This window comes from Georgenia sp. Z1491 (assembly GCF_049856175.1).
In the GTDB taxonomy this organism is placed as follows: domain Bacteria; phylum Actinomycetota; class Actinomycetes; order Actinomycetales; family Actinomycetaceae; genus JB111.
The window spans coordinates 257,226-282,771 of the sequence record NZ_JBNDNA010000001.1 but is presented as its reverse complement, the minus strand read 5'-3'; the positions used below and the strand labels follow the sequence as shown (position 1 = coordinate 282,771).

General features: G+C 73.7%; 21 protein-coding genes. 12 read left to right on the top strand and 9 right to left on the bottom strand.

What is annotated here, in order from left to right; all coding sequences use genetic code 11:
* Nucleotides 1–8: 8 nt before the first annotated feature.
* The gene (locus ACPYO4_RS01360) at nucleotides 9–2,669 is read right to left on the bottom strand and encodes an MMPL family transporter (protein WP_425707404.1); all 2,661 of its coding nucleotides are present in this window, start codon (nucleotides 2,667–2,669) and stop codon (nucleotides 9–11) included.
* Between the two features lie 144 nt (nucleotides 2,670–2,813).
* Between ACPYO4_RS01360 and ACPYO4_RS01355 the strand changes: the two genes are divergently transcribed.
* From ACPYO4_RS01355 to ACPYO4_RS01345, 3 genes are read left to right on the top strand one after another with little or no spacing between them, the layout of a single operon-like run.
* Nucleotides 2,814–3,398 carry a TetR/AcrR family transcriptional regulator gene (locus ACPYO4_RS01355; RefSeq protein WP_425707403.1) on the top strand — a complete coding sequence of 195 codons (585 nt, stop codon included), beginning with the start codon at nucleotides 2,814–2,816 and terminating at the stop codon, nucleotides 3,396–3,398.
* Nucleotides 3,399–3,442: 44 nt separating this feature from the next.
* Nucleotides 3,443–5,140, top strand: coding sequence for a patatin-like phospholipase family protein (locus ACPYO4_RS01350; RefSeq protein ID WP_425707402.1), 1,698 nt, complete (start codon nucleotides 3,443–3,445; stop codon nucleotides 5,138–5,140).
* A 42-nt stretch (nucleotides 5,141–5,182) separates the two neighbouring features.
* Complete coding sequence (locus ACPYO4_RS01345) at nucleotides 5,183–6,244, top strand: zinc-binding dehydrogenase (protein WP_425707401.1); 1,062 nt, start codon at nucleotides 5,183–5,185, stop codon at nucleotides 6,242–6,244.
* 43 nt (nucleotides 6,245–6,287) lie between these two features.
* Here the strand turns inward: ACPYO4_RS01345 and ACPYO4_RS01340 are convergent, their stop codons facing one another.
* Nucleotides 6,288–6,926 carry a hypothetical protein gene (locus ACPYO4_RS01340; RefSeq protein WP_425707400.1) on the bottom strand — a complete coding sequence of 213 codons (639 nt, stop codon included), beginning with the start codon at nucleotides 6,924–6,926 and terminating at the stop codon, nucleotides 6,288–6,290.
* A 61-nt stretch (nucleotides 6,927–6,987) separates the two neighbouring features.
* Between ACPYO4_RS01340 and ACPYO4_RS01335 the strand changes: the two genes are divergently transcribed.
* Both ACPYO4_RS01335 and ACPYO4_RS01330 read left to right on the top strand, forming a co-directional pair.
* Entirely contained in the window at nucleotides 6,988–7,602 is a 615-nt protein-coding gene (locus tag ACPYO4_RS01335; protein ID WP_425707399.1) for a 1-acyl-sn-glycerol-3-phosphate acyltransferase, read from the top strand.
* Nucleotides 7,603–7,625: 23 nt separating this feature from the next.
* Nucleotides 7,626–8,459, top strand: a complete 834-nt coding sequence (locus ACPYO4_RS01330) for an SDR family NAD(P)-dependent oxidoreductase (RefSeq protein WP_425707398.1) — start codon at nucleotides 7,626–7,628, stop codon at nucleotides 8,457–8,459.
* A gap of 21 nt (nucleotides 8,460–8,480) precedes the next feature.
* Here ACPYO4_RS01330 and ACPYO4_RS01325 read toward each other — a convergent pair whose 3' ends face one another.
* The gene (locus ACPYO4_RS01325; protein ID WP_425707397.1) at nucleotides 8,481–9,245 is read right to left on the bottom strand and encodes a dihydrofolate reductase family protein; all 765 of its coding nucleotides are present in this window, start codon (nucleotides 9,243–9,245) and stop codon (nucleotides 8,481–8,483) included.
* A 186-nt stretch (nucleotides 9,246–9,431) separates the two neighbouring features.
* On the opposite strand from ACPYO4_RS01325, the gene ACPYO4_RS01320 reads away from it, so the two are divergent.
* Nucleotides 9,432–10,925, top strand: a complete 1,494-nt coding sequence (locus tag ACPYO4_RS01320) for a gluconokinase (protein WP_425707396.1) — start codon at nucleotides 9,432–9,434, stop codon at nucleotides 10,923–10,925.
* A gap of 3 nt (nucleotides 10,926–10,928) precedes the next feature.
* On the opposite strand, the gene ACPYO4_RS01315 is transcribed toward ACPYO4_RS01320, so the two are convergent.
* Complete coding sequence (locus ACPYO4_RS01315; RefSeq protein WP_425707395.1) at nucleotides 10,929–11,540, bottom strand: hypothetical protein; 612 nt, start codon at nucleotides 11,538–11,540, stop codon at nucleotides 10,929–10,931.
* Between the two features lie 190 nt (nucleotides 11,541–11,730).
* On the opposite strand from ACPYO4_RS01315, the gene ACPYO4_RS01310 reads away from it, so the two are divergent.
* Nucleotides 11,731–12,000 (top strand): WhiB family transcriptional regulator, encoded by a 270-nt coding sequence (locus ACPYO4_RS01310; protein WP_425707394.1) that lies wholly within the window; start codon nucleotides 11,731–11,733, stop codon nucleotides 11,998–12,000.
* Between the two features lie 198 nt (nucleotides 12,001–12,198).
* Here ACPYO4_RS01310 and ACPYO4_RS01305 read toward each other — a convergent pair whose 3' ends face one another.
* Entirely contained in the window at nucleotides 12,199–13,584 is a 1,386-nt protein-coding gene (locus ACPYO4_RS01305; RefSeq protein WP_425707393.1) for a UTP--glucose-1-phosphate uridylyltransferase, read from the bottom strand.
* A 122-nt stretch (nucleotides 13,585–13,706) separates the two neighbouring features.
* Between ACPYO4_RS01305 and ACPYO4_RS01300 the strand changes: the two genes are divergently transcribed.
* The 3 genes from ACPYO4_RS01300 (at nucleotide 13,707) to ACPYO4_RS01290 (ending at nucleotide 17,297) form a co-directional block, all read left to right on the top strand.
* Complete coding sequence (locus tag ACPYO4_RS01300; protein WP_425707392.1) at nucleotides 13,707–15,320, top strand: AI-2E family transporter; 1,614 nt, start codon at nucleotides 13,707–13,709, stop codon at nucleotides 15,318–15,320.
* A 94-nt stretch (nucleotides 15,321–15,414) separates the two neighbouring features.
* Nucleotides 15,415–16,263, top strand: coding sequence for an aldo/keto reductase (locus tag ACPYO4_RS01295; RefSeq protein ID WP_425707391.1), 849 nt, complete (start codon nucleotides 15,415–15,417; stop codon nucleotides 16,261–16,263).
* A 230-nt stretch (nucleotides 16,264–16,493) separates the two neighbouring features.
* Nucleotides 16,494–17,297: a hydroxymethylpyrimidine/phosphomethylpyrimidine kinase gene (locus ACPYO4_RS01290; protein WP_425707390.1), complete on the top strand. Its 804-nt coding sequence runs from the start codon at nucleotides 16,494–16,496 to the stop codon at nucleotides 17,295–17,297.
* 114 nt (nucleotides 17,298–17,411) lie between these two features.
* Here ACPYO4_RS01290 and ACPYO4_RS01285 read toward each other — a convergent pair whose 3' ends face one another.
* A complete protein-coding gene (locus tag ACPYO4_RS01285; RefSeq protein WP_425707389.1) occupies nucleotides 17,412–17,630 on the bottom strand; it encodes a hypothetical protein in 219 nt (72 codons plus the stop codon).
* A 268-nt stretch (nucleotides 17,631–17,898) separates the two neighbouring features.
* On the opposite strand from ACPYO4_RS01285, the gene ACPYO4_RS01280 reads away from it, so the two are divergent.
* Nucleotides 17,899–21,288, top strand: coding sequence for an SNF2-related protein (locus tag ACPYO4_RS01280; protein ID WP_425707388.1), 3,390 nt, complete (start codon nucleotides 17,899–17,901; stop codon nucleotides 21,286–21,288).
* Between the two features lie 40 nt (nucleotides 21,289–21,328).
* Here the strand turns inward: ACPYO4_RS01280 and ACPYO4_RS01275 are convergent, their stop codons facing one another.
* The 3 genes from ACPYO4_RS01275 to ACPYO4_RS01265 form a co-directional block, all read right to left on the bottom strand.
* Entirely contained in the window at nucleotides 21,329–22,555 is a 1,227-nt protein-coding gene (locus ACPYO4_RS01275; protein WP_425707387.1) for an MFS transporter, read from the bottom strand.
* Between the two features lie 150 nt (nucleotides 22,556–22,705).
* On the bottom strand, nucleotides 22,706–23,341 hold the full coding sequence (locus ACPYO4_RS01270) for an HdeD family acid-resistance protein (protein WP_425707386.1): 636 nt from the start codon (nucleotides 23,339–23,341) through the stop codon (nucleotides 22,706–22,708).
* A gap of 31 nt (nucleotides 23,342–23,372) precedes the next feature.
* The gene (locus tag ACPYO4_RS01265; protein ID WP_425707385.1) at nucleotides 23,373–24,788 is read right to left on the bottom strand and encodes an Nramp family divalent metal transporter; all 1,416 of its coding nucleotides are present in this window, start codon (nucleotides 24,786–24,788) and stop codon (nucleotides 23,373–23,375) included.
* A gap of 242 nt (nucleotides 24,789–25,030) precedes the next feature.
* On the opposite strand from ACPYO4_RS01265, the gene ACPYO4_RS01260 reads away from it, so the two are divergent.
* Nucleotides 25,031–25,423, top strand: coding sequence for an ectoine synthase (locus ACPYO4_RS01260; RefSeq protein ID WP_425707384.1), 393 nt, complete (start codon nucleotides 25,031–25,033; stop codon nucleotides 25,421–25,423).
* The last annotated feature ends 123 nt before the right edge of the window (nucleotides 25,424–25,546 follow it).

Genomic DNA, 25,546 nt, shown 5'->3' with positions numbered 1-25,546 from the left:
CCCGCCGGTCAGCGGGTGTGCCGCCCGGAGCCCGACGACGTCGGCTGCTCCTCGTGCACCGGCTCGCCCGCGGCGTGCCTGCCGCCGGTCGACCCTCCACCGGCCGGCGCGGGCTGCTGCTCGACGAGCGCGGCACCCTCGACGTCGACGTTCGGGACGACCTTGTCGAGCCACCTCGGCAGCCACCAGGCCGACCGGCCGAGCAGGTGCAGGGTCGCGGGGACGATGAGCATGCGCACGACGAACGCGTCGAACAGGACGCCGACCGCGAGCCCCACGCCGAAGGACTTGATCATCACCGAGTCCGAGCTGATGAAGCCGGCGAAGACCGCGATCATGATGAGCGCGGCGGCCGTGACGACGCGGCGCCCGGCGCGGAACCCCTCGGCGACGGCGACCCGCGCGGACGCGCCGTGGACGTACGCCTCCCGCATGCCCGTGGTGAGGAAGAGCTGGTAGTCCATCGCCAGGCCGAACAGCACGCCGACCACTATCACCGGCAGGAAGCTGAGGATCGGCCCCGTCGAGTGGACGCCGATGAGCTCGGCGAGCCAGCCCCACTGGAACACCGCGGTGGCCACGCCGTAGGTGGCGAACAGCGACAGGACGAACCCGGCCGTGGCCACGAGCGGCACGAGGATCGACCGGAAGACGGTGACCATGATGAGGAACGACAGCCCGACGACGACGGCGAGGTAGACCGGCAGCGCGTCGGACAGGCCCTCGGAGATGTCGATGTTGATGGCGGACTGCCCGGCGACGCCGAGCTCGTACTCGCCGTTCACGGGCGGCAGGGAGCGCAGGTCGTGGACGAGGTCGGCCGTCGACTCGCCGTTGGGGTCCTCCTCCGGCAGGACCTGGAACGAGGCGAGCGTGCCGTCCTCGGAGACCGCGATCGGTGCGACGGCGACGACCGCCTCCTGGTCCGCGATCTCGCGCACGACCTCGAGCTGCGCCTGGAGCAGCTCGGTCTCGTCCAGGTCGCCCGGCAGGTCCGCGGTGACGAGCAGCGGCCCGTTCGCCCCCTCGCCGAACTCCTCGGAGACGATCTGGTGCGCGCGGTAGGCGTCGGACTCCTGCGGCTCGTTCTCGCCGGTGGGCAGGCCGAGGCGCATGTCGAGCGCCGGGATCGCGACGACGAGCAGCGCGACGACTCCGACCAGCACCCGCGCGATCGCGGAGCCCGTCGACATCGGGCGCGCGGGCTCCTGCCCGGGCGTGGTCGAGGCCGGGGAGGCGCCGGCCGCGGTGTCGGCCGCCGCCGCGAGCGCCGCCTCGCGGCGCTCGCGACCCTTGCGGCCGAGCATGCGGGTGCCGGCCAGCGAGAGGAGCGCCGGCGTCGCGGTGACGGCGAGCAGCACGGCGACGACGATGCTCACCGCGCCGGCGGTGCCCATGACGCCGAGGAACGGGATCCCGACGACGTTGAGGGCGAGCAGCGCGAGCACGACCGTCGACCCGGCGAAGACGACCGCGGTGCCGGCGGTGCCGGTCGCGAGCGCGATGGACCGGCGCACCTCGGTGCCCTCGAGCAGCTGGGTGCGGTGCCGGTTGATGAGGAACAGCGCGTAGTCGATGCCGACCGCGAGGCCGAGCATCACGCCGAAGACCGGCGTCACCGACGACATCTGGATGACGCCGGAGAAGGCGAGGGTGGTGAGGGAGCCGATCCCGACCCCGGTGATCGCGGTGACGATGGGGAAGGCGGCGGCCAGCGCGGAGGCCAGCACCACGACGAGCACGATCGCGGCGATGACGACGCCGATCACCTCGCCGACGCCGAGGACCTCGGGGACGGTCATCGACAGGTCGGAGGCCGGGACGATCTCCACGCCCTCGATCTCGGCGGCCTCGACCACGTCGACCACCGCCTCGCGGGAGGCGTCGTCGAGCTCGAGCATCGGCTCGGTGAAGGACACGGTCAGGCGCGCGGTGGAGGCGTCGTCCGAGACGACGCCGATGCCCTCGGCGTGCTGGAGGAGCTCGGTGCCCAGCTCGAGCTCGGTGCGGCCGGCGTCGAGCTCGGCCTGGCCGGACTCGAGCTCGGCCCGGCCCTCGTCGATCCGCTCCTGCTCGGCGTCCAGCTCGGCGCGACCGGCGTCGATCTCGGCCTGGCCCGCCTCGATCTCCTCGGTCGGTGCGCCGGCCGCCTCGGCCTGCTCGCGCGCCTCGTCGAGGCTCGCCTGCTCCTGGTCCAGGGCGGCGCGGCCCTCGTCCAGGAGCGCCTGCCCCTCCTCGAGCTCGGCCGCACCGGCGTCCAGCTCGGCCTGTCCCGTCTCGAGGTCCGTGGCGCCGGTCTCGAGCTCGGCCGCCTGCCCCTCGAGCTCGCCCTGGGTGACGAACGGGTCGACGACGGCGGCGACGTCGTCCTGCTCCTCGATGTCGGCGCCGAGGTCGGCGACGGCCGCGATCTGCTCGTCGGTGAAGGAGCCGTCCTCGGAGCGGAGGACGACCGTCCCGGTCGCGCCGCTCTGGTCGGGCAGCTCCTCCTCGAGCTCGGCGATCACCTCGGACGACGCGGTGTCGGGGATGTCGAAGGAGCCGGTGAGGGTGCCGGCGAAGGCGGCGAACGCCCCTCCGGCGAGCACGAGCACGGCCAGCCAGGCGCCGAGCACCGCCTTGGCGTGCCGTGCGGCGAACGTCCCTACCCCGTACAGCCATCCGGCCATGTGCGCCCTGCTCCTCCGTGTCGACATGCGAAAGCCCGCTGCACGCGGGCGACCTCGGCTAGGCTAAGACGAGACGTTTCGTCTCGTCAACGCTCGGCCGCCTATGGTGACGGCCGGAACACGCACGAAAGGACCCCCGACGACATGACCTCGACCCGCAGCGGGCCCGTGCGCTCCGAGACGGCCCGGCTGGCGATCCTCCAGGCCACGGCGCGGCTGTTCGGCGAGCAGGGCTACGACGCCATGACGATCGCCGGGATCGCGGCCGAGGCCGGGGTGGGCAAGCAGACGATCTACCGGTGGTGGCGCTCGAAGGCCGACCTGGTGGCCGAGTGCCTCGTCGAGGGCATGCTTCTGCCCGAGAGCGTGACCGCGCCGGACACCGGCGACCTGCGCCGGGACCTCACGGACTGGGTCCTCGTCGTCTTCCGCACGATCGGACGGCCGGAGGGCGAGGGCATCCTGCGCTCGCTGGTCTCCGCGAGCATCGAGAGCGCGGACATCGGCCTGCGCGTCCGCCAGAGCCTGACCGGTGAGGAGTCGATGGTCGGGCGCCTGCGAGCCGCGACCGGCACGGGCGCCAACCTCTACCCCGGCGCGCCGCTCGACGAGATCGCCGAGGCGCTCGTCGGGTCGGTCGTCCTGCGCGTCCTCAGCCGCACCCCGCCGGACCGCGCCGAGGCCGGCCGGATGGTCGATGCCGTCATCGGCCCGCCCACCCCCGCCTGACGACCGCCTACCCCGCGGTCGGGCACGCCACCTACCCTGGGGCCATGAGTCCCCGCCCGACGCCCGGACGATGGGTGCCGAGCGCGCGACGCCGACGCAACCGCACCACCGGCCTCGTCCTCTCGGGAGGCGGCTCCCGCGCCGACTTCCACCTCGGCGCGCTCCGCTACCTCTACGACGAGGTCGGCATCGCGCCCCGCGTGATGGCGGGGGCCTCCGCCGGCGCGATCGTGGCGGCGATCATCGCTCAGGGATCGACGCGGGACGAGCAGCGCGCCTGGCTCGACCACCTCGACACGCTGTGGCGGGCGATGGACTCCCCCGATGCGATGTTCGTGCCCCAGCCGTGGTGGAAGACGCTCAGCGAGCGTGGGCCCAGCTACCTCCAGCTCCTCGACCCCATCAACCGGGGCACCGGCCAGCGCACCACCACGCCCGCGGGCACGGTGCCGGAGACCGCGGCGGAGGCCCGCGCCGGCCGGTCGACCGCCGCCGAGGAGCCCGGCGGCTGGACCGCCGCCCAGATCGTGCAGATGATCGGCAACCTGCCGGCGCTCGGCCGGGCCGGCGGCGAGCTCGCCTCGATCCTGCGCGGCGCCGCGCAGGCCGGCTCGATGTACACGCCCGGACCCGTGGTCGACTCCCTCATCGACGCCGAGACCTTCGACCCCGCGCGGGTCCGGGCCTCCGGCGTCGTCCTGCGCATCGCGATGGTCGGCCTGCAGTCCGGCGAGCTGCGGTTCGCCGACCAGGACGGCGTGCTGCGCGACCGGGGCGACGTCCCGGTGCTCGGCGACGACGGCGAGCCGGTCACCGCCACCGACCTCACCCTCGCCGTGTGGGCCTCGTGCGCGATCCCCGCGGTCTTCGAGCCCATCCCGATCGCCGGCGAGCACTACATCGACGGCGGCGTGCGCGAGAACCTGCCGGCCGACGTCGTCATCGACAAGCTCGGCGTCTCCGACGTCTGGGCCGTCGTCTGCCACCCGCCCGGCGCCGACGCCGGCGAGGCCCGGGTGGGCACCGACATCGTCTCGGTGATGATGCGCACGGGCACCTCGATCATGTCCGACGAGCAGCTGCGCGACGAGGTCGTCTTCGCCCGCAAGTCCGGCGCGAAGGTCGTCCACGCGACCGTCGACGTCCACGACACCATGACGGTCGACCGGGGCCTCACCGCACTCATGGCCGACCACGGGTGGATCCGCGCCGCCCAGACCCACCTGTCGGCCACCGAGGGCGACGAGGACGCCGGTTCCGCCCTCATCCGCGCGCGGCGCCGGGCCTGGGAGATCGAGGAGCTGCTGCTCGCCCCGGACGGTTCCGGACGCGTCCAGCAGTCCGACGGCGCCTCCGGGCTCGCCGGCCTGGCCCGCCCCGGCACCGCGGCGGGACCGCCGGCACGGCCGGGCGCGGGACCGGCGACGTCCCGCCCGTCGGCTCCCGGGGCCGCACCGGCCACGCCGGACCCGGGCGGGCGTCACCCCGCGCAGCGGACCGACCTGCGCGCCGAGCTGCGCCGCCTGCTCCACCGCGGGCCGGCGAGCGAGCCCCGCACCGCCCTCGTCGACGAGCTCACCGAGGTGAAGAACGAGGTCCGCGACCTGCTCGAGGTGCTGCCGGCCGGCCACGTCCCGGCGCACGCGGACACGTGGTGGCGCACGTGGGAGACGCACGGCGAGCACATCGACGCCCCGCCGATGTGGCGGATGGACGACTCCACCGAGCTCGGGGGCGCCTGACCGCGCTCGCGCGGCCGCGCCCTCCGGTGGGACGCTGGGCTCATGCGAGCCACCGTCCTTGCCGCCGCCCACGACGTCCGGGTCGAGGAGCGACCCGACCCCGCCCTGCTGGCCCCGACGGACGCGGTGGTCCGCATCGCCGCGGCGTGCGTCTGCGGCTCCGACCTGTGGCACTACCGGGGTGTCGTCCCCGTGAAGGCGCCGCGCACCATCGGCCACGAGGCGGTCGGCATCGTCGACGAGGTCGGCGCCGAGGTGCGCACCGTGCGCGCCGGCGATCTCGTCGTCGTGCCCTTCGCGTACTCGTGCGGCGTGTGCTTCGCCTGCCGCCACGGCATCCAGACCTCGTGCGAGAGGGGCGGGTTCTGGGGCGCCGAGGACGGCGACGGGCTGCCCACCGGCCACCTCCAGGCCGAGGCCGTGCGCGTCCCGCTCGCCGACGGCACCCTGGTGGCCGCCGGCCTGGACGCCGCCGACGTCGACGATCACCTCCTCGCCCACCTCCTCACGCTGTCCGACGTCATGGCGACGGGCCTGCACGCCGCCCGCTCGGCCGGCCTGCGCGAGGGTGCGACGGTCGCCGTGGTGGGCGACGGCGCCGTGGGGCTGTCGGCCGTCCTCGCGGCGGCCTACCTCGGCGCGTCCCGGGTCGTCGCGTTCTCCCGCTACCCCGACCGCCAGGAGCTCGCGCGGCGGTTCGGCGCGACCGACATCCTCACCACGCGCGGCGACGACGCCGTCCACGAGCTCACCGACCTGCTCGGCGTGCCGGGCGCCGACGTCGTGCTCGAGGCCGTCGGGACCGACGAGTCCATGGACCAGGCCATCGCGTGCGCACGGCCGGGCGGCACGGTCGGGTACGTCGGCGTGCCCCACGGCGTCACCCGCGGGATCCGGCCACGCTCCCTGTTCAGCCGCAACGTGGCACTCGCCGGGGGCGTCGCGCCCGCCCGCGCCTACGTCCCCGAGCTGCTGGCGGACGTGCGGGCCGGGCGCATCGAGCCCGGAGCCGTCTTCACCGCGACCGAGCCGCTCGACCGGGTGGCCGAGGCCTACGCCGCGATGGACGAGCGCCGCGAGATCAAGGTGATGGTCCGGCCGTAGCGGGACGGACGGGGGCGTCGGGGCCGGGCGGGACCGGCCCGGATCACCCCTGGCTGGGCAGCCGGTTCCGGCCGAACTCCTGGGAGAAGGCGGGGCCGGTGACGGCGAGCTCGCGCTCGAAGGCCGCCCGCCACGTGCCGTACGGCTCGACCGCCAGGTGCTCGTTGCCGAACCTCGGGTCCTCGGTCACCTCGGTCACGCAGAAGTCGGGCACCACCAGGTCGACGACGGGGCCGCCGCGCTCGCACTCGGCGACGACCAGCGGCGCGTTGGCGCCGGCGAACTCGTCGATCACCCAGCCGTCGTCACCGAGCCAGACCGAGTGCCGGAGCTTGACCACGTGGTGCCGCCCGCGTCGGACGAGCTCGACGGCGACGCCCGGGTCCAGCTCGCGCTCCGCCTCGTAGCGCGTGCCGCCCACGTGCGGTCCCTTGGCGGTGAGCGCGGCGAACTCCACGCGCGGCGCCAGCTCGTCGAGCACCTCCTCGGTCCCGTCGAGGTCGGCGGGGTGCAAGCCGGCGCCCGGCCCCTGGACGCGCACCCGCACCGCGTACCCCTCGTCGGCGAGCAGGTAGGCCTGGACGATGAGCACCGGGTCCGCCTCGGCGGCCACGATCTGCGGGAGGCCCGCGCAGACGAACTTGCGCTCGAACTCGAAGTCCCCGTAGCCGGTGTCGCTCATGACCCGAACCTACTGCCCCGACCACCGGGCGCGGCCACGACCCAGCGGATAGCGTGTGGACGTGCCCTCCCTCCGCCCCCTGCGTCGCGCCCTCGGCAAGGCTCTGCTCGCCGCCGCGCGGTACCGCCTCGTGGCCACCGACGTCACCGAGCCACGGGCGATCTTCATCGGGGCGCCGCACACGGCCCAGCTGGACTTCGTCCTCATGCTCGGCATCGCGTGGTCGCGCGATCTCACGCCGAAGGTGCTGATGAAGAAGGAGTATTTCGACGGCGTGGCGGGCCCGTTCTTCCGTGCGCTCGGCGGGATCCCCGTGGACCGGGGCAACCCGGAGGGCCTGGTGGCGGATCTGGTGGCCCGCTCCGCTCGCGGCGAGGCGTTCCACCTCGTCATCACCCCGGAGGGCACGCGCGGACGCCGGGAGCACTGGAAGTCCGGCTTCTACCGGATCGCGCGCGCGGCCGACCTGCCGGTCATCCTCGGCTTCCTCGACTCGGTCACCCGCACCACCGGGCTCGGCCCCAGGCTTCGCCTCACCGGCGACGTCCGTGCCGACATGGACGTGATCCGCGCCTTCTACGCCGACAAGGTGGGCGTCCACCCCGACCTCGGCACGCCGCCGTCCCTCGCGGACGAGGAGACGGCGACGTACGCGACGACCGCGCCGTCCGACTGACCAGCCGGCCCCGGAGGGTCCCCATGCGCACCATCGTCCTCACCGGCGCCAGCGACGGGATCGGCGCGGCCGCCGCGGAACGGCTCGCCGGAGACTCCGTGCGGCTCGTCGTCGTGGGCCGCTCCCCCGAGAAGACCTGTGCCGTGGCCGAGCGCGTCGGCGCCGAGCACCACGTCGCCAACTTCACCAGCCTCGACGAGGTCCGCGCCCTGGCCGAGGACCTCGACCGCAGCCTCGACCGGATCGACGTGCTCGCCAACAACGCGGGCGGCTTCTTCGACGGGCCCGTCCGGACCGCCGACGGGTTCGAGAAGACGTTCCAGGTCAACCACCTCGCCCCGTACCTGCTGACGAACCTGCTGCGGACGAAGCTGGTCGCGAGCAGCGCGAGCGTGGTGGCGACCGCCAGTGTCGCGAACGTCGTCTACGCCCGCCTCGACCTCGACGACCTCGAGAGCACGGCCGACTTCCGTGCCGACCGCGCGTACGGCAACGCGAAGCTCGCCAACATCTTGTTCACGCGGGGGCTGCACGCCGCACTTCACCGCCAAGGGATCTCGTCGGTCGCCTTCCACCCCGGAGTCGTCGCGACGAGCTTCGGCGCCGAGACCGTGGGCTACATGCGCCGGATGTACCACGGTGCGCTCCGGCCGCTGCTCACCCGGCCCGAGCGCGGTGGCGCGACGCTGGCGCACTTCGTCGACGGCACGCCGGGCACCACCTGGCGCTCGGGCCGCTACTACAACGACCGGCGCCGGCCCGGCCTCCTCAACCGAGCGGCGAAGGACCCCGCGATCGTCCGCCGGCACTGGGAGCTGTCCGCCGAGATGCTCGACGTCGACTGGTCGCTCGCGTAGGCCCGGCGCCGGCCGGCCCGGCTACCGCAGCCGGTAGCGGGCCACGAGCAACGAGTCGGACCGCAGCAGCGAGACCAGCTCAGCGCCGCGCGTGGCCTCGGGCGCGCCGAGCACCATCCGCCGCCCCGTGCCGCCGGCGACGACCGGTGCGTAGCTGACGAGCATCTCGTCCAGGGCGTCCGCCGCGACGAGGGCCCCCAGCAGGGTGGGCCCGCCCTCGGTGAGGATCCGCGTGTGCCCCCGCTCGCGCAGGGCGTCGACGACGGCGCGGCCGTGGACGCCGCCTCCCTCGCCCGGCGGCAGCAGCACGACCTCGGCAGCCTCCTCGAGCGCCGCCACGCCCTCCGGCTCGGCGCCGGTGACCGTGAGGACGAGGGGCCGTTCGGGCGCCTCGCGGAGCATGGCGGAGCTCGGGTCGAGGTCGAGGCTCGTCGACACGACCGCGAGACGGGGGTGGTCGCTCTGGCCGGCAGCCCGGCGTCGTGCGACGCCGACCTCGTCGGTGCGCACCGGGCCGTACCCCTCGGTGCGGACGGTGCCCGCCCCGACGAGCAGGACGTCGGCGGCGCTGCGGGCCAGGTGCAGGTGGGCCTGGTCGACGGGGTCGGACAGACCGCCCGCCCGGCCGTCCATGGTCAGCGACCCGTCGATCGACGTCACCATGTTCGACCGCACCCCGGGCTCGAGGTAGGTCGCCGCGAGGTCGTCGGCCGTCACCGTGGCGGGCTCGGGCCACATCCGCTCGAAGAGTGCGCCGGGGACCGTCTCGCGGGGCTCGTCGTCCATACCGACGAGGCTAGCCGCGCCACCACCACCGGCCGTGACCGCCGGACGTGGCCGCTGCCGGCCGGCCGGAGACGGACCGACCGGAGGACGGGCACCGGCACGACGCGCGCCGGGGGCGACTACGGTGGCGGCATCGCCCCCGCGCCCGGGAGACCCACGCCCGGGAGACCCACGTCAGGGAGACCCATGTCCGACGCCTTCCGCACCACGCTGGCCGACGCCGACCGCCCGCTCGTCCTCTCGGTCGACATCGGGTCGACGGCCAGCCGGGCAGGGCTGTACGACGCGGCGGGCCGCCCGCTGCGCGACGCACGACAGAAGGTGTCGCACACCTTCACGACCGACGTCGACGGCACCTCGACGATCGACGCCGACCAGGTGGTCGCCGAGGTCTCCGAGGTCGTGGGCGCGGTCACCGACGCCGTCCCCGAGGGTGGGATCGCGGGCGTCGGTCTGGACTCGTTCGCCGCGTCGCTCGTCGGTGTCGACGCCACCGGCAAGGCCGTCACGCCGTGCTACACGTACGCCGACTCCCGCTGCGCGCCCCGGGTCGCCGAGCTGCGCACCAAGCTGGGCGAGTCCGAGCTCCAGCAGCGCACCGGCACGCGCCTGCACACGAGCTACCTCGCGCCGCGCCTGCGCTGGCTGCGGGACACCGAGCCGGAGCTGTTCGCCGCCGTCGACCGGTGGATGTCGCTGCCCGAGTACGTCCACCTGCGGCTGCTCGGCGTCGCCGTCGCGAGCACACCGGCGGCCTCGTGGACGGGGCTGCTCAACCGGCGCACCGGCGAGTGGGACACGCAGCTGCTGCGGCTGTCGGGGATCCGGCGCGCCCAGCTCTCCCCCGTCCAGGACCCGGCCGTGGCGATCACCCCCACGCCCGGGGCCGCGTCGTCGGTCGCCCGGACCTGGCCCGCGCTGGCCGACGCGCAGTGGTTCCCCGGCATCCCTGACGGTCTCGGCTCCAGCCTCGGCGCCGGCGGCACGGGCAGCTCGACGGCCGTCCTCTCGGCCTCCACGACCGGCGCGATGCGACTGCTCGTCGAGACGATCCCCGCGACGCTCCCCCCGGGCCTGTGGGGCTACCGGGTCGACGACGGGCACTCCCTGCTCGGCGGTGCGCTCAGCGACGTGGGTAGCGCCGTGACCTGGCTGCGCGAGAACATCCGGGTCGACGACGACCTCGACGACGTGCTCGGGCCCGAGCCGGTGTCCTCGACCCCGCTGGTACTGCCCTTCCTGTCGGGCGAGCGGTCGACCGGCTGGTCGGCGGGCGCGCTCGGCACCGTGCTCGGCATCTCGGCGGCGCACACGCCGACGGACCTCGCGCGCGGGCTGCTCGAGGGCGTCGCGCTGAGCTACGCGCGCGTCGCGAAGCAGCTGCGCGAGGTGGCCGGCATGCCGTCGGAGATTCGCGTGAGCGGCGGAGTGATCGGTGGGGTGCCCGGCTTCGCCCAGCTCCTCGCCGACGTCCTCGGCGCTCCCGTGACCCCCGTGACCTACAAGCGCACGACCATGCGCGGGACGGCGCTCCTCGCGCTCCGGGAGCTCGCGCCCGACGTCGACCGCGCCGTGGGGCCGCTCGGCGAGCGGTGCGAGCCGGTCCCGGCCCGCACCGCGCACTACGCCCGCCGCCTCGCCCAGCTCGAGGACGCCTACGCCGCGGTCACGCCGCTCTGACCGCTAGAGGCCCGGCTGGCCCTGCGGCGCCCCCGGCTGCCACTGGCCCGGCTGACCCTGCGGCGCCCCCGGCTGCCACTGACCAGGCTCCCCCTGCCGGCCGCCCTGCGGCTGCGCCTGCCCGCCACCGGCGCGCTGGATCCGGCCGAGGATCTGCTGCTCGATGGCCTGGTAGGCCGGCAGCTCCTTCTTGGCGACGGTGAACTCCCAGTGGTTGCCGTCGCGCATCGTCACGTGGACGGCGTAGAACGAGCGGCCGGCCTGCTCGTGCCAGATCCGGTCGAGGGCGGAGTAGTCGAACGACGCGAAGACCCGCTCCGGGATCCACCTGCCGAACCCGGCCCGCGCGACGATGCAGACCGCCGCCGTCGGCGTCAGCGCCCACACCACCGGCCCCTCGGGCGGGAACGGCATGCCCAGGACGTGCCCCCCGGGCCGGACCTCGGTCTTGATGACCGCGTCCGCGACCAGCGAGCCCACGGAGAACTTCTTCGGCCCCTTGTCCATGCTCTGCGCGACCCAGTTCTGACCGTCCCTGGGGAGCATGGGCACGGCGTCCTCGGGCGCGTACCCGAGCACCTCCGCGACCTTGGCGACGAGCTTGGCGTTCGACATGGGTTCTCCTCGACGGTGGGCGTACGACGGGCCGGGGTGCTCCGGCCACCGGAAACCTAGCGCGGTCGGCGCCGCCGCGAGCGTGGTGGGAGGCGCGTGGACGGACCGCGGACCGTCGCCGCCGAGGATTCGCAGACGATTGTGCGGCCATTCCCAGGGTCCGTCCAGGTTCGCCCGGTGTGGTCTACACATGAACAGCTTCCCGGAGGACACCGACCCGAACTGGCGCGTTCAGGGCGCGTGCACCGACCTGCCCACCGACGACTTCTTCCCCGAGGGTCAGGGCAAGGCCGTGGACGCACAGGTGGCCCGGGCCAAGGCCGTCTGCGCGAGCTGCCCGGTGGCGCAGACGTGCCTCGAGTTCTCGCTCCGGACGAATCAGCCCTTCGGCATCTTCGGCGGCACGACGCCGTCGGAGCGTCGGGCGATCCGGAAGGAGCGTCGCATCGTCGCTGCGTAGGGCGGGTGGGCCGCCCCGCAGGGGACGGGGGATGAGAGCCACAGGGACGCTTGGTACACGGACCCACGGCTCTCACGAAGAAGGGGATCCATCACCCCGGGGGGAGTGGTGAGATCACCGGGGCCGGTGGCGGTCGACAGACCGCCACCGGCCCTTTCGTGCGTCCTGAGGACCGGGACCCCTGCCGACGTGGGGCGGCTACACCTCGCCGAGCCGCGTTCCGTCGACCACGCGGCCGTCGACGTCGTCGGCGCGCACCACGACGTCGCCGGTGACGACGACGTCCGCACCGAACGTCACGTCCCCCTCGACGGCGAAGGACCGGGCGCCGCGCAGCGACGGCGGGCCGGCCGGGAACCGCTCCTCGAGCGCGGCGACGAGCGCGTAGACGTCGCGGTCGAGGTCGATGTCGGGAGCCGGGTCGGCGCGGGCGACCAGCCGTGCGTCGTCGTCGAGGTCGTAGGCGTCGGAGCGCACCAGCAGCAGGTCGTCGGTCGTCTTCACCGGCAGGAAGCGGTCGCGGCCCACCTCCAGGGCGACGGCGCCGTCGAACAGCTCGATCGCGGCACCCATCGCGGTCTCGACCTGGACGACCCGGGTCGAGGTCTTGTCGGCCGGGTCGACGGACTTGACGTTGCGGATGAGCGGCAGGGCGAGCACGCCGTCGCGCTCGGTGAGCGCCGCGTCGAGCGCCTCGAGGTCGAACCACAGCGAGTTCGTGTTGAAGTACCGGTGCCGGTCGACGTCGCGGAAGGCCGCCAGGTCCTCCTCGTCGGTCTGGGCGATCTCGCGCAGGACCAGCCGGTCGTCGTCGGTACGGACGGCCAGGTGCCCGCCCTTGCGGTCGGCCCGCGTGCGGCGGCACACCTCCATGGCGAACGGGGCGCCGCTCGCGGCGAACCAGCCCGCGAGGCGGCCGTCCGGCGTCGCCCCGAGGTTGTCGATGTTGGACACCGACAGGTAGCGGTACCCGGCGTCGAGGAGCGTGCGTGGCAGCCCGACGTCGTGCAGCACGGTGTAGAGGTCGCCGTGGCCGGGTGGCGCCCACTCCAGGTCCGGGTCCTCCGGCCACTCGACGGGCGCGAGGTCGTCCTCCCGCAGGCGCGGCACCCGGTTCTGCACGAAGTCGGCCGGGAGCCCCTCGACGGCGACGTCCGGATGGGCGGCGAGCGCCTCGCGCGTCGGCTCCTGGGTCCGGAAGGACTGCATGAGGATGAGCGGGAGCGTGGCGCCGGAGGAGGCTCGGGCGCTGCGGACCTGCTCGATCACGAGGTCGAGGAACGAGCGCCCGTCCCGGACCGGCAGCAGCGACTTCGGCCCCGTCATCCCCATCGACGTGCCGAGCCCCCCGTTGAGCCGCACGAGCGCGGTGGCCCGCAGCGCGGCGTCGGCCGCCTCCTCGTCGACCTCGACGTCCGCGAGGCGCGGGACGTCGTCGAGCGGGCTGAGCGTCGACTCGGGCACCGTGCCCGACGCCCCCCGCCCGAGATCCTCGTAGTGGGCGGCGAAGACACGACGGGCGGTGGCGGAGGTGCCGGCGTCGGCCATCTTCCGGAGCGCGGCGTCGAGACCGGAGTCAGTCATCCCCGCACGCTACCGCCGCACCCTGCCCCCCGCCCGGCGGCACGACCGCCGCCCCGGCCTGGCAGGATGTGCCTCGCCCGCCGACCACCGCGGCGACGGGCGAGTGCATCCGTGGAGGATCGATGAGCACCAGCGACATGAGCGACCACCGCCGGTCCTTCCCCGTAGGGCTGGTGATGCTCGGCGTCGCCGCCGTCACGGTCATCGCGATGGCCGGTGTCCAGACGATCAGCTCGATCATCGCGCCGGCGTTCTTCGGCCTGACGATGATCGTCACCGCGCGCCCGCTGATCGTGTGGCTGCGCAAGTACCTCCACCTGCCCGGGTGGCTGGCGACGCTGATCATGCTCCTGGCGATCTACCTCATCCTGCTCTCGATCATCGGTGGCATCGCCTACGGGGTGGCGGAGACGGGCCAGCTGCTGGCTCGGCAGGAGTACCGCGAGACGTACCAGCAGATGTACGAGGACTCCTTCGCCTGGCTGACGAGCCTCGGCCTGGACGTCTCGAACTTCGAGCAGTACCTCTCCGGCATCGACTTCAACCAGATCCTCGGCGTGGTCAGCGGCGCCGCCAACATGCTCACCTCCGGCACCTCGCAGGCGGTGCTGTTCGTCGTCGTCACGGCGTTCATGGCGTTCGACACGATCAACGTCCGCGGTCGCACCGAGTCCCTGCGGGAGGCGGCCCCCTACCTCACCGACGCCCTGACCGGCTTCTCCTCGCAGGTGCGCAAGTACTGGATCGTCTCCACGGTTTTCGGCGCGATCGTCGCGATCGGCGACGGCATCGCGCTGACCGTCATGGACGTGCCGCTGGCCTGGACGTTCGCGCTGTTCGCGTTCGTCACCAACTACATCCCCAACATCGGGTTCTTCATCGGCCTGATCCCGCCGGCCCTCGTCGGGCTCCTCGACGGCGGGGTGAGCACGATGATCTGGATCATCGTCATCTACACCGTCATCAACAACGGCTTCCAGACGTTCATCCAGCCGAAGGTGACGGGCGACGCCGTCGGGCTCAACTCCGCGGTCACGTTCCTCTCGCTGGTCTTCTGGACCTCGATCGTGGGCCCGCTCGGCTCGATCCTCGCCGTCCCGCTCACCCTGTTCGCCAAGGCCGTCCTCATCGACTCCGACCCGCGCACCAAGGTGTTCGCCGTGTTCCTGCAGTCCGGGGACAAGAAGGTCACCGGCACCCAGACCGAGCTCGACGCCTCCGAGAGGCTCCGGGCGGAGCGGCGCGGGCGCAACGCCCGGCGCGAGGAGGCCAACGGTGGCGCCGGGGACCGGGTGCGGTCCAAGTCCGACGAGATCACCGTCGGCGAGCTGCGGCGCGCCCGTGCCGGCTCCGGCTCCGGCTCCGGCGGGCACCCGCTCACCCCGACGACGCCGGCCGTCCCGGGAGCGACCCGGGCCGCGACCTCCGACGGTGCGACGGCCTGGGCCCCCGACGGCGAGCGCGAGGGCGGCAGCGGCGAGCGCGCGGCCGGCGGCGGGCGGCGCGCGGCCGGCGGCGGCCGCTCCCCCGCCCCGACCGACACGCGGCCCGTCCGCCAGGCACCGCGGTCGGGCGGCCCGGACGACCGGCCCGCGGCGCCCGGACCGGCCGGGCAGCAGCCTCGCCCGGACGCGCAGGCCGGCGGCCAGGCGCCGCCACGACGGACGGGGACCACCGGTCCGGCGCGACCCGACGACGCCGGGACTGCGGCGCCCGGACCGGACGATCCCCGGTAGCGGACCGGACGATCCCCGGTAGCGAGGCACCGGGATCGTCCCGAGAGGTGGTCCCAGGTCGCCGTCGACGCGCCGGGCCCGTCACACTTGTCGCATGACACCTGCTGACGACCACCACGTCACACTGGCCTCCGGCGTGACCATCCCGCAGGTCGGGTTCGGCACGTTCCAGATCCCGCCGGAGGAGACCCAGTCCGCCGTCGAGCACGCGCTCGGGTACGGCTACCGGCACATCGACACGGCCGCCGCCTACAACAACGAGGCCGGCGTCGGGGCGGCGCTGCGCGGCTCCGGGCTCGCACGCGACGACATCTTCGTCACCACCAAGCTGCGCAACGGCGAGCAGGGGCGGGACTCCGCGCTGCGCGCCTTCGACGACAGCCTCCAGCGCCTGGGCGTCGACGTCATCGACCTCTACCTCATCCACTGGCCGGTCCCGAGCAAGGACCTCTACGTCGAGACCTGGCGGGCCCTCGCGGAGATCCTCTCGAGCGGAGCCGTCCGATCCATCGGCGTGTCCAACTTCCTGCCCGAGCACCTCGAGCGGCTCGCCGAGGAGACCGGGGTCCTGCCCGACGTCAACCAGATCGAGGTCCACCCGACCTACCAGCAGCACGCCACGCTCGAGGCCACCCGGTCGGCCGGCATCGCCGTCGAGGCCTACTCGCCGCTCGGCCAGGGCGCCGACCTGCAGTCCGAGGAGGTCGCCGAGCTCGCGGACGCCCACGGCGTCACCCCCGGCCAGGTCGTGCTCCGGTGGCACGTCCAGCACGGCCACATCGTCATCCCGAAGTCCGTCAACCCGGCGCGCATCGAGGCGAACCTCGACCTGTTCCGGTTCGAGCTGAGCGCCGACGAGATGGCCGTGCTCGACCGCATGGACGGCGAGGGGCGCGTGGGTCAGGACCCGTACACCTTCGACCGGTCCCAGATCCGGGCCTGACGCCCGGCAGGACCCCGACGACGGCGGGGGCGCGGTCACACCCGACCGCGCCCCCGCCGTCGTCCGTGTCCGCCTCTGCCGCCGTCGTCCGTCCCTGCCGCGGCATCAGCATCCCGGATCGTGGTCCGCGCGCGGTGGGCGATGACGGAAGGCCCGGTGCGGCGTATTCTCGGCTGCCAAGCACGGCACCGACCGGTGCCGGTACTCACCGTCCCGGAGGGTTTCCCCACGTGTCTGTCCCCCTCGCATACGTCGTCGCCGGCTCCGAGGCGACCGGCGGCGCCGGCATCCAGGTCGACCTCAAGACGTTCCAGCAGCTCGGCGTCTACGGCGTCGGGACCCTGACCTGCATCGTCAGCTTCGACCCGAACAACGGCTGGGGCCACCGGTTCGTCCCGGTCGAGCCCCAGGTCATCGCCGACCAGATGGAGGCCGCGACCTCCGCGCACGATCTGCGCACGGTGAAGATCGGCATGCTCGGCACGCCCGCGACGATCGACACCGTCGCCGCCGGCCTCGGCGCGCAGGAGTGGGACAACGTCGTGCTCGACCCGGTCCTCATCTGCAAGGGGCAGGAGCCGGGCGCGGCGCTCGACACCGACAACGCGCTGCGCGAGCAGATCCTCCCGTTCGCCACGGTCATCACCCCGAACGTGTTCGAGTCGACGATCCTGTCCGGCGCCGACTCGATCGGCACCGTCGACGAGCTCGTCGAGGCGGCCAAGGTCATCGGCGCGCACGGCCCGCAGTACGTCTACGCCAAGGGCGGGGCGGAGCTGCCCGGGGACGAGGCCGTCGACGTGCTGTGGGACGGCACCGACGTCCACGTCTTCTCCGCGCCGAAGATCGGCGAGCACCGCGTGTCCGGCGCCGGCTGCACGGTCGCCGCGGCGATCACGGCCGAGCTCGCGCGGGGGACCGAGATCCACGACGCCGTGCAGGTCGCCAAGGACATGGTCACCACCGGCATCCGCGCACGCGTGTCGGCCGCCACCCCGTTCGACACCGTGTGGCAGGGCGCCTACACCCGCTGACCCTCGGGTGCCGCGCCGGGTCGCGCGGAGCCCCCCGGCCGGCCCGTCACGGCCGGTCCGTCACGGTCGAGGTCACCGGCCCGTCACGACTCGGGGCGACCCGGGCCGCGCGCGTCAGCGGCGGTTGTTGCGGGTCGACCACCAGCCGATGAGCACCCACATGAGGGCGATGATCGGCGCGCCGATCCACAGGTAGAGCTGCTCGGCACCGGTGCCGCCCACCCAGATCCAGCCGATGCCCCACGCCATCGTGAGGACGACCGCCACGACGGAGACGAGGCGAATGGTGTCCTGCGGCTGCTCGGCGGCCGTGCTGCTGGGTTCCGTGGTCATGAGCTCGCTCCTGGTCTCGTGCGGAAGGGGGAGGGAATCGTCTCGGTGTCCGGCAGTACCGCGACCAGGACCCGCACCGATCGGACCTGGTCGCAGCTCAACGTGACCCGCGCCACGCGCGGACCGTCCCACGGGCCGCGCCCCGGCGCCATGGGGAGAGTTCCCCATGGCGCTCACGAGCAGACCACGAGTATGGCGTCGCCCCGTGCACCGGTACCGGAGAGGCCGCGGTGACCCGGGTGTCGGCCCCGCGACCTAGAGTGTCGGGGTGCCTCAGGACGTCGTGCTCGAGTGGGTCTCGGAGCTGACCGACGGCGAGATCGAGGCGGCCCTGGGTGCCGCCGCCCTCGAACGGGCCCGCGGGCTGGCCGGTGCCGGCCACGTCGGCGACCCGACGACGAACCCCGAGGGCACCGTCATCATCGCGCCCGTCGTCGGCAGCCGCGGGGACCGCTACACGGTCGTGGTGCGCGCGGACCCCGCCCCGGGGACCGTCGTGTGGCACGGGTCGTGCACGTGCCCCGTGGGCAGCTCGTGCAAGCACGTCGGCGCCGTCCTCATCGAGCTCCGCGAGCGCGCCCGCCGCACGCCCGACGGCCGCGGGTGGGAGTCCATCTTCGACCCCATCGTCGCCGACGGTCACGCCGCCTCCCCCGACCTCGCTCCCCTGGGCCTGCAGGTCAGCGAGGTCCAGCGCTCGTCCGGCCTGCGCACGCAGCGCCTGGCGATCGGCTCGCCGCGGGGTGCCGTCCCGCGGCTCCGGCTCCGTCCGGTCGTGCGCGGGCGCACCGGGCGGTGGCTCACCGGCGGCCGGTCCTGGGCCTCGGTGACCACCGGCTACACGGCGCAGGACTACGTGCCCGACCACGTCCGCGCCCTGTCCCTGCTCAAGGCCGCCGCTCACGGGACGCGTCCCGAGTGGCAGCGGGCCGAGGAGGTCTACCTCGACGAGCTCGACGGCAACGGGTGGCACGCGCTGGTCCAGGCGTACGTGGCGGGCGTCGATCTCGTCGGGGGCTCCGGCGTCGAGCAGCTGCGCCTCGCCCCCGGGGCCGCGCTCGGCGTGGACCTCACCGCCGCCGGCGACGGCATCCGCGTCACCCCCTACGTCGAGCTCGACCTCAACGGCGGGCACACCTCCCTCGTCGGCCCCTTCGCGCCGGCCGACCGCCCGGGGAGCCGCGTCACGCTCGAGGGCGACCCGGCCCACGGGGTGTCGGTGCGCGACCCCGACGGCAGCTACGTGCTCGCCCCGTTCGACCATCCCGTCGACCCCCACCTGCGGGACCTCACCATCGCGTCGGTCGTCGTCCCCGCGGCGGACCGCGTGCGGTTCACCCACGGCTACCTGCCCCGACTGCGCCAGCGGATCGACGTGCGCTCGTCGGACGGTTCGGTCGACGTGCCCGACGCCCTCGTGCCCGGCGTCCTGATCACCGTGACGATGGGGCCGGCCCACCGCAGCCGGGCCGAGCTGGGGTTCCGGTACGTGGGCGGGGAGCGGCACGTCGACGTCCCGCTGCGCGGGGGGGACCTCGACCTGCCGCGCGACGCCGCGACGGAGTCGGGCCTGCTCTCCGCGGTGGCGCGAGAGATCGCCATGGTGCCCGGGCTGCACCCGCCGGAGGTCGCCGTCGTCGACCTGGGTCCCGCCGAGACCGCGCTGCTCGTGGACCGGGTGCTGCCGCGGATGCGCGAGGCAGGCATCGCCGTCGAGGTCGTCGGGGACGCCGCCGACTTCCGGCGTGCCACCGAGGTGGCGACCGTCAGCGTGGCCTCCGCCGAGGGCCTCGACACGTCGACGGACTGGCTCGACCTGCGGGTCAGCGTCCACGTCGGCGACGAGGAGGTCCCCGTCGACGACCTCCTGCAGGCACTCGCCACCGGGGCCGACCTCGTCGTCCTGCCCTCGGGCACCTACCTCCCGCTCGACACCCCCGAGCTCACCGCGCTGCGCCGTCTCGTCACCGAGTCGCGCGCGCTCACGGACGCCCCGCCCGGCACGGTCCAGGTCTCCCGGTACCGCTCCGAGCAGCTCGAGGAGCTCGCCCACCTCGACCTCCTCGACGAGGACGTCGCCGCGTGGACCGACTCGCTGCGCGCGCTCGCGGACATCGCCGGCCGTCCCACCCCGGAGCCGCCCGCCGGCCTGGACGCGACCCTGCGGCCCTACCAGCGGGAGGGCTACTCGTGGCTCTCGCTGCTGTGGGACGCGCGCGCCGGCGGGATCCTCGCGGACGACATGGGGCTCGGCAAGACCCTGCAGACCCTCGCGACCGTCCAGCGCGGGAAGGAGCGCGGCGAGGTCGGCGGGCTGCGGGCAGGGGGCGGCGACCGGCGCGGCAGGACCGCGGACGGGGCGGGGGCCGCCACGGGTGACACATCGAGCGACGCGGGTGACACCACGGCCGACGCCGGACCCGTCCTCGTCGTGTGCCCCACCTCGGTCATCGGCACCTGGGTGCACGAGGCGGAACGGTTCGCGCCCGACCTCACGGTCGTCGCGCTGCGCGCGACCGGCGCCCGGCGCGAGGAGGACCTGCGGGACGTGGTCGCGCGCGCCGACATCGTCGTCACCTCCTACGCGATCGTCCGGCTCGACGCAGACGAGCTCGCCCCGATCCCGTGGGCGGCGCTCGTGCTCGACGAGGCCCAGTTCGTCAAGAACCCCCGCACGGCCACGCACCGGGCGGTCGCGCGCCTGCGCGCGCCGCGCCGGCTCGCGATGACGGGCACGCCGGTGGAGAACTCGGTGTCCGACCTGTGGTCGATCCTCGCCCTCGTCACCCCCGGGCTCCTCCCCAGGGCCGACGTCTTCACCACGACGTTCCGCCGCCCCATCGAGGCCGGCACCGACCCCGGGCCGCTGGAGGAGCTCCGACGTCGGGTGCGCCCGTTCGTGCTGCGGCGGACCAAGGAGCTCGTCGAGCGGGACCTGCCGCCCAAGCAGGAGCAGGTCGTCTACGTCGAGCTCTCGGCCGCGCACCGCCGCAGCTACGACCGCCACCTCCAGCGCGAGCGCCAGCGGATCCTCGGTCTGCTCGACGACATCGGGCGCAACCGGGTCAGCGTGCTGTCCTCGCTGACGACGCTCCGGCTCGCGGCCCTGGACCCCGCGCTGGCCGACCGCGACGGCACCGCCGGCGAGCGGTCGACGAAGATCGACACCCTGCTCGACCACCTGGGCGCCGTCCTCGCCGAGGGGCACCGGGTGCTCGTGTTCAGCCAGTTCACGTCGTTCCTGTCCGCGGTCCGCGGCCGGCTGGCGGACGCGGGCATCGAGCACCTCTACCTCGACGGCTCCACGCGCGACCGCGAGGGAGTCGTCCAGGCGTTCCGCGACGGCGAGGCCCCTGTCTTCCTCATCTCGCTCAAGGCCGGCGGGTTCGGTCTCACGCTCACCGAGGCCGACTACGTCTACCTGCTCGACCCCTGGTGGAACCCGGCGGCGGAGAACCAGGCCGTGGACCGGACGCACCGCATCGGCCAGGACCGCCGGGTCAACGTCTACCGGCTCGTCTCGGCGGGCACGATCGAGGAGAAGGTGCTCGCGCTGCAGGACCGCAAGCGCGACCTGGTCTCGCGCGTGGTCGGCGACGGGGGCGCCCTGTCCGCCCCGCTCTCGCCCGACGACGTGCGCGACCTCCTCGAGCACTGAGCAGGCCGTGCGCCCGGGCGCCCGGGCGCCCAGGCGCTCGTCAGGCCCGGACGGCCTGCGCCTCCGGCTCGGTCGCCCCCGGGCGGCTCCGGTCCAGGCGGATGCTCACCAGCGCGAGGACGCCACCGGCGAGGGCGAGCGCGACGCCGACCCAGCCGGGCGCGAGGTAGCCAAGGCCACCGGCGATGACGAGACCGCCGAGCCAGGCGCCCAGGGAGTTGCCCACGTTGAAGGCGGCGTGGTTGAGCGCGGCGCCGAGCAGCTCTGCCTCCCCGGCGATGTCGATGATGCGCGCCTGGATCGAGGGGATGAGCGAGGAGGAGGTGATGCCGATGGCGAACACGAGCGGGAACAGCAGCAGCCCGCTGCCGCCGAGGAGGGCGTAGAGCGCCATCGCCGTCGACATGCTCGTGAAACCGATGATCACGGTCCGGGCCAGGTCCCGGTCGCTGGCCCAGCCGCCGAGCACGTTCCCGATCACCATGCCGACGCCGAGCGTGGCGAGCACCCACGGCACGACGGGCTCGGACAGCCCCGCCGTCCGCGTCGCCACCTCGGCGATGTAGGAGTACACGGCGAAGAAGCCTCCGAAGCCGATCGCGCCGACGGCGAGCATGAGCCACAGCCGCGGGTTGCGGAACGCGGAGAGCTCCTTCATCGGGTGGCGGTCGGGATTGCCGGGGACGGCCGGGATCGTGCGCAGCGCGAGCACGAGGGTGACCACGAAGATGGCGGCGACGGCCGCGTAGGCCCAGCGCCAACCGGCCTCCTGGCCCAGCCAGGTCCCCAGCGGGACGCCCACGACGTTCGCCACGGTGAGGCCGGACAGGGCGATGGCGACGCCCGCACCCTGGCGGCCCGGCCCCATGAGGCGCGCGGCGAGCAACGAGGCCACGCCGAAGTACGCGCCGTGCGGGAGGCCCGCGACGAACCGGGCGAGCGCGGTGAGGGCGAAGTCCGGCATGAGGGCGCTGGCCAGGTTCGCCAGGGCGAGCGCGGCCGCGAGGATGAGCACGAGACGGCGCTGCGAGAGGCGTGCCGTGATCACCGCCGTGACCGGGGCGCCCACCACGACGCCCAGCGCGTAGGCCGTGACGAACCAGCCGGCCTGCGCGATCCCGCCCGTCGGGTCGGACCCGAACCCGGGGACGAGCTCCTCGGCGATCTGCGGGAGCAGGCCCATGGTGACGAACTCGGTCGTCCCGATGCCGAAGCCCCCCAGGGCGAGCGTGAAGAGGGCGAGGTTGCGGCGTGCGGTACTCGGCATCGACTGGTGCTCCGGGAGTCGGGACGGCCGGGACCCGCGGCGCGCTCGTGACGCGCCTGCGGTCGGGGCCGCGTGACCGGGGGTGGTCACCCGCCGTGCAACAGCGCGCCAGGTCCCGTTATGCCGGTTGTGACGGAGCGCTCGATCCCGTCAGCCCCCGAGCATGCGGGGCGGCTCGCGGTCCACCTCGAGGCGGTCGTCGATGTTCCTGATCCAGCGCCGCACGGAGAGGGCGACGACGATCTGCATGACCCCCCAGAGGAGCGCGGCGATCGCGACGGTCCAGGCGACGACGTCGAGGGAGACCCAGGGGCGCCAGACCACGAACGCCCCCACGACCACGAAGAACGTGCCGGCGACGACGAGGGGCCGCACACCGTGGACGTACCTGCGGGCGCGGAGGGCCGTGATGAGCTCCCACAGCCCCATGACGATCGCCCACACGCCGATGACGGTGATCATCAGCGTGGCGACGTTGCCGGGCCGGACGAGCCCGAAGATGCCCGCGGCGATCTCGACGACGCCGAGCACGATCGTGAGGATCTTCTGCGTGGGCCGGTCCGGCTCCTGGTTCCTGGCGTCGACCCCGAGCCCGATGCCGCCCAGGACGTTGAGCAGCCCGTCGACGAGCAGGAAGATCGAGAAGAGCTGGATGACGGCGTCGATCATCGTGCCCGGCCACAGGATGACGGCGACGCCCACGGCGACCGCGGCGATCCCGCGGCCCGCCGTGGTGAGCCACGAGGTCCGGAAGATCTGCCGGACGGGGTCGCGTCGGTCCACCACGGCGCCAGTCAACACCCTTCCGGGCCCGGGGTCACTGGGGCAGCAGGCCGAAGATGTCGGCGAACTGGTAGCCGGCGAGGAACACGACGACGGCGACGATGAGCCAGCCCAGCACGTTGGCCACGGGGCCGTTGCGGTACTTGCCCATGAGCTTGCGGTTGTTCATGACGCTCATGAGGAAGATCGCGACGATCGGCAGCAGCAGCCCGTTCGCGGCCTGGGCGATGACGATGATCTGGATCGGGTTGAACCCGGTGAGGGCGATGGCCCCGCCGACGACGAGGATCGCGACCCAGACGATGCGCGCCGGTGTCGAGCGAAGGTCGCTCGAGAGCCCGAGCACGCCGGTGATCGCGTAGGCGGCACCGAGCGGGCCGGCGATCGCCGAGGTGAAGCCGGCGGCGAAGAGGCCGAGCGCGAACACCCACGGAGCGGCGTCGCCGAGCAGCGGGGTCAGCGCCTCGGCGAGGTCCGTGCCCTCCTCGGCGGCGATGCCGCGCACGAACATCGACCCGACGGCGGTGACCATGACGGCGAGCGTGATGAGGCCGCCGATGCCGATCGAGACGGCCGTGTCGGTCCGCGCCTCCTTCATCGCCCGGTCGACCGGGACCTGGCCCCAGTTCTCCTTGACGAGCTGGGCCTGCAGGAAAAGGTTGTAGGGCACCACGGTGGTGCCGATGAGCGCGATCGCCGTGAGGATCGCGCCCGGCGGGATCGAGGGGACGAACATGCCCCCGAGGAGGTCGCCGAGGTTCGGCCTCACGATGACCGCGGTGACGACGAAGATGACGACGAGGACCGCCACCATCGCCATCAGCACCTTCTCGATGAGCTTGTAGCTCCCGGTCCACAGCAGGGCGAAGATCAGGGCGATGAGGACGACGACGACGATGCGCGTGTCGACGTCGACGACGTTCGTCACGGCGAGGGCCGTGCCCGAGGTGTCGCCGCCCGCGTAGGAGGCCCCGCCGATGCCGATCGCGGCGACGACGAGGACCGCCATGAGCAGGCGGGCCACCGGGGAGTGGAAGACCTCGCGCATCGCCTCGCCGAGGCCGCGCCGGGTGCCCAGGCCGAGCCGGGCCGTCATCTCCTGGAGGATGATCGTCGCGACGATGGAGAAGACGATCGTCCAGGCCAGCGCGTGCCCGTAGTCGGCGCCCGTGACGATCGACGTGGTGATCGTGCCGGGACCGATGAACGATGCCGCGATGATGAGGCCGGGACCGAACCTCGAACCGGCACGGCGGCCGGACACCGAAGCGCCGGGCGACTGGGTGGCGGCCTCGCCGGCGGTCAGCGGCTCCGAGGCCGAGCCCTCCGGACGGGCGGCGTGGGATCCGGAGCCGTGGGGACTCGGCGCAGGCTTTCCGGCGGGCCCGCCGGGCCCGCCGGCACCGGCGGCGTGGGCTCCGCCTGCGTGCGTTCCGTCGTCGGTGGACATGGGGGGCTCCTCACGAGACTGCGTCACCGGGTACGGCCCGCGGCCGTCGGCGACGATCGGTCGGTATGCGCGAGACCCTATGCCCCGGGCACCACACTGTCATGACACCCCGCGGCGTGTCCCGGTCCTCGGACGGCGGGTGCTGCCGCCGGATCCGGACGGACCTAGTATCGATGGGGCGCCCCGGACTGTCCTTGGACCGTGCGGCAGGAGCGGGCGCCCACCGACACGAGGAGGTCTGCATGTTCATCCGGTCGATCGACGAGGTGCCCAAGGTCGAGTGGGGCCAGGGCACGAGCCAGCGGGTCCTGACGAAGAAGGACGGCATGGGCTTCGCCGTGGCGCACACGGTCGTCCGCAAGGGCACCGAGGCGGCGCTGCAGTACCGGAACCACCTCGAGGCCTGCTACTGCATCGGCGGCAAGGGGTACGTCGTCAGCGAGGACCGCCAGACGCGGTACGAGATCACGCCCGGCGTCATCTACGTGCTCGACGAGCACGACGCCCACTACCTCCAGGGCGGCGAGGAGGAGGACCTCATCCTCGTGTCGATCTTCAACCCGCCGATCAACGGCGACGAGGCGCACGAGCTCGTCGACGGCGGCTTCTCCTCGTACGCCGCGACGACGGACTGACCCCACGGCCGACGAGTGAGGGGAACCTTCGCGACGAGTGAGGGGACTTTCGCTCCGACCCGGGCGGATCTCCGCATGTCGGTCGACACGTCCCCTCACTCGTGCCGAAATATCCCCGCGCTC

Coding starts and splice junctions, on each gene's coding strand:
- ACPYO4_RS01275 (WP_425707387.1), bottom strand. CDS start 22,555: ATGCCGAGTACCGCACGCCGCAACCTCGCCCTCTTCACGCTCGCCCTG.
- ACPYO4_RS01350 (WP_425707402.1), top strand. CDS start 3,443: ATGAGTCCCCGCCCGACGCCCGGACGATGGGTGCCGAGCGCGCGACGC.
- ACPYO4_RS01345 (WP_425707401.1), top strand. CDS start 5,183: ATGCGAGCCACCGTCCTTGCCGCCGCCCACGACGTCCGGGTCGAGGAG.
- ACPYO4_RS01325 (WP_425707397.1), bottom strand. CDS start 9,245: ATGGACGACGAGCCCCGCGAGACGGTCCCCGGCGCACTCTTCGAGCGG.
- ACPYO4_RS01340 (WP_425707400.1), bottom strand. CDS start 6,926: ATGAGCGACACCGGCTACGGGGACTTCGAGTTCGAGCGCAAGTTCGTC.
- ACPYO4_RS01310 (WP_425707394.1), top strand. CDS start 11,731: ATGAACAGCTTCCCGGAGGACACCGACCCGAACTGGCGCGTTCAGGGC.
- ACPYO4_RS01360 (WP_425707404.1), bottom strand. CDS start 2,669: ATGGCCGGATGGCTGTACGGGGTAGGGACGTTCGCCGCACGGCACGCC.
- ACPYO4_RS01265 (WP_425707385.1), bottom strand. CDS start 24,788: ATGTCCACCGACGACGGAACGCACGCAGGCGGAGCCCACGCCGCCGGT.
- ACPYO4_RS01305 (WP_425707393.1), bottom strand. CDS start 13,584: ATGACTGACTCCGGTCTCGACGCCGCGCTCCGGAAGATGGCCGACGCC.
- ACPYO4_RS01260 (WP_425707384.1), top strand. CDS start 25,031: ATGTTCATCCGGTCGATCGACGAGGTGCCCAAGGTCGAGTGGGGCCAG.
- ACPYO4_RS01330 (WP_425707398.1), top strand. CDS start 7,626: ATGCGCACCATCGTCCTCACCGGCGCCAGCGACGGGATCGGCGCGGCC.
- ACPYO4_RS01355 (WP_425707403.1), top strand. CDS start 2,814: ATGACCTCGACCCGCAGCGGGCCCGTGCGCTCCGAGACGGCCCGGCTG.
- ACPYO4_RS01320 (WP_425707396.1), top strand. CDS start 9,432: ATGTCCGACGCCTTCCGCACCACGCTGGCCGACGCCGACCGCCCGCTC.
- ACPYO4_RS01295 (WP_425707391.1), top strand. CDS start 15,415: ATGACACCTGCTGACGACCACCACGTCACACTGGCCTCCGGCGTGACC.
- ACPYO4_RS01300 (WP_425707392.1), top strand. CDS start 13,707: ATGAGCACCAGCGACATGAGCGACCACCGCCGGTCCTTCCCCGTAGGG.
- ACPYO4_RS01285 (WP_425707389.1), bottom strand. CDS start 17,630: ATGACCACGGAACCCAGCAGCACGGCCGCCGAGCAGCCGCAGGACACC.
- ACPYO4_RS01315 (WP_425707395.1), bottom strand. CDS start 11,540: ATGTCGAACGCCAAGCTCGTCGCCAAGGTCGCGGAGGTGCTCGGGTAC.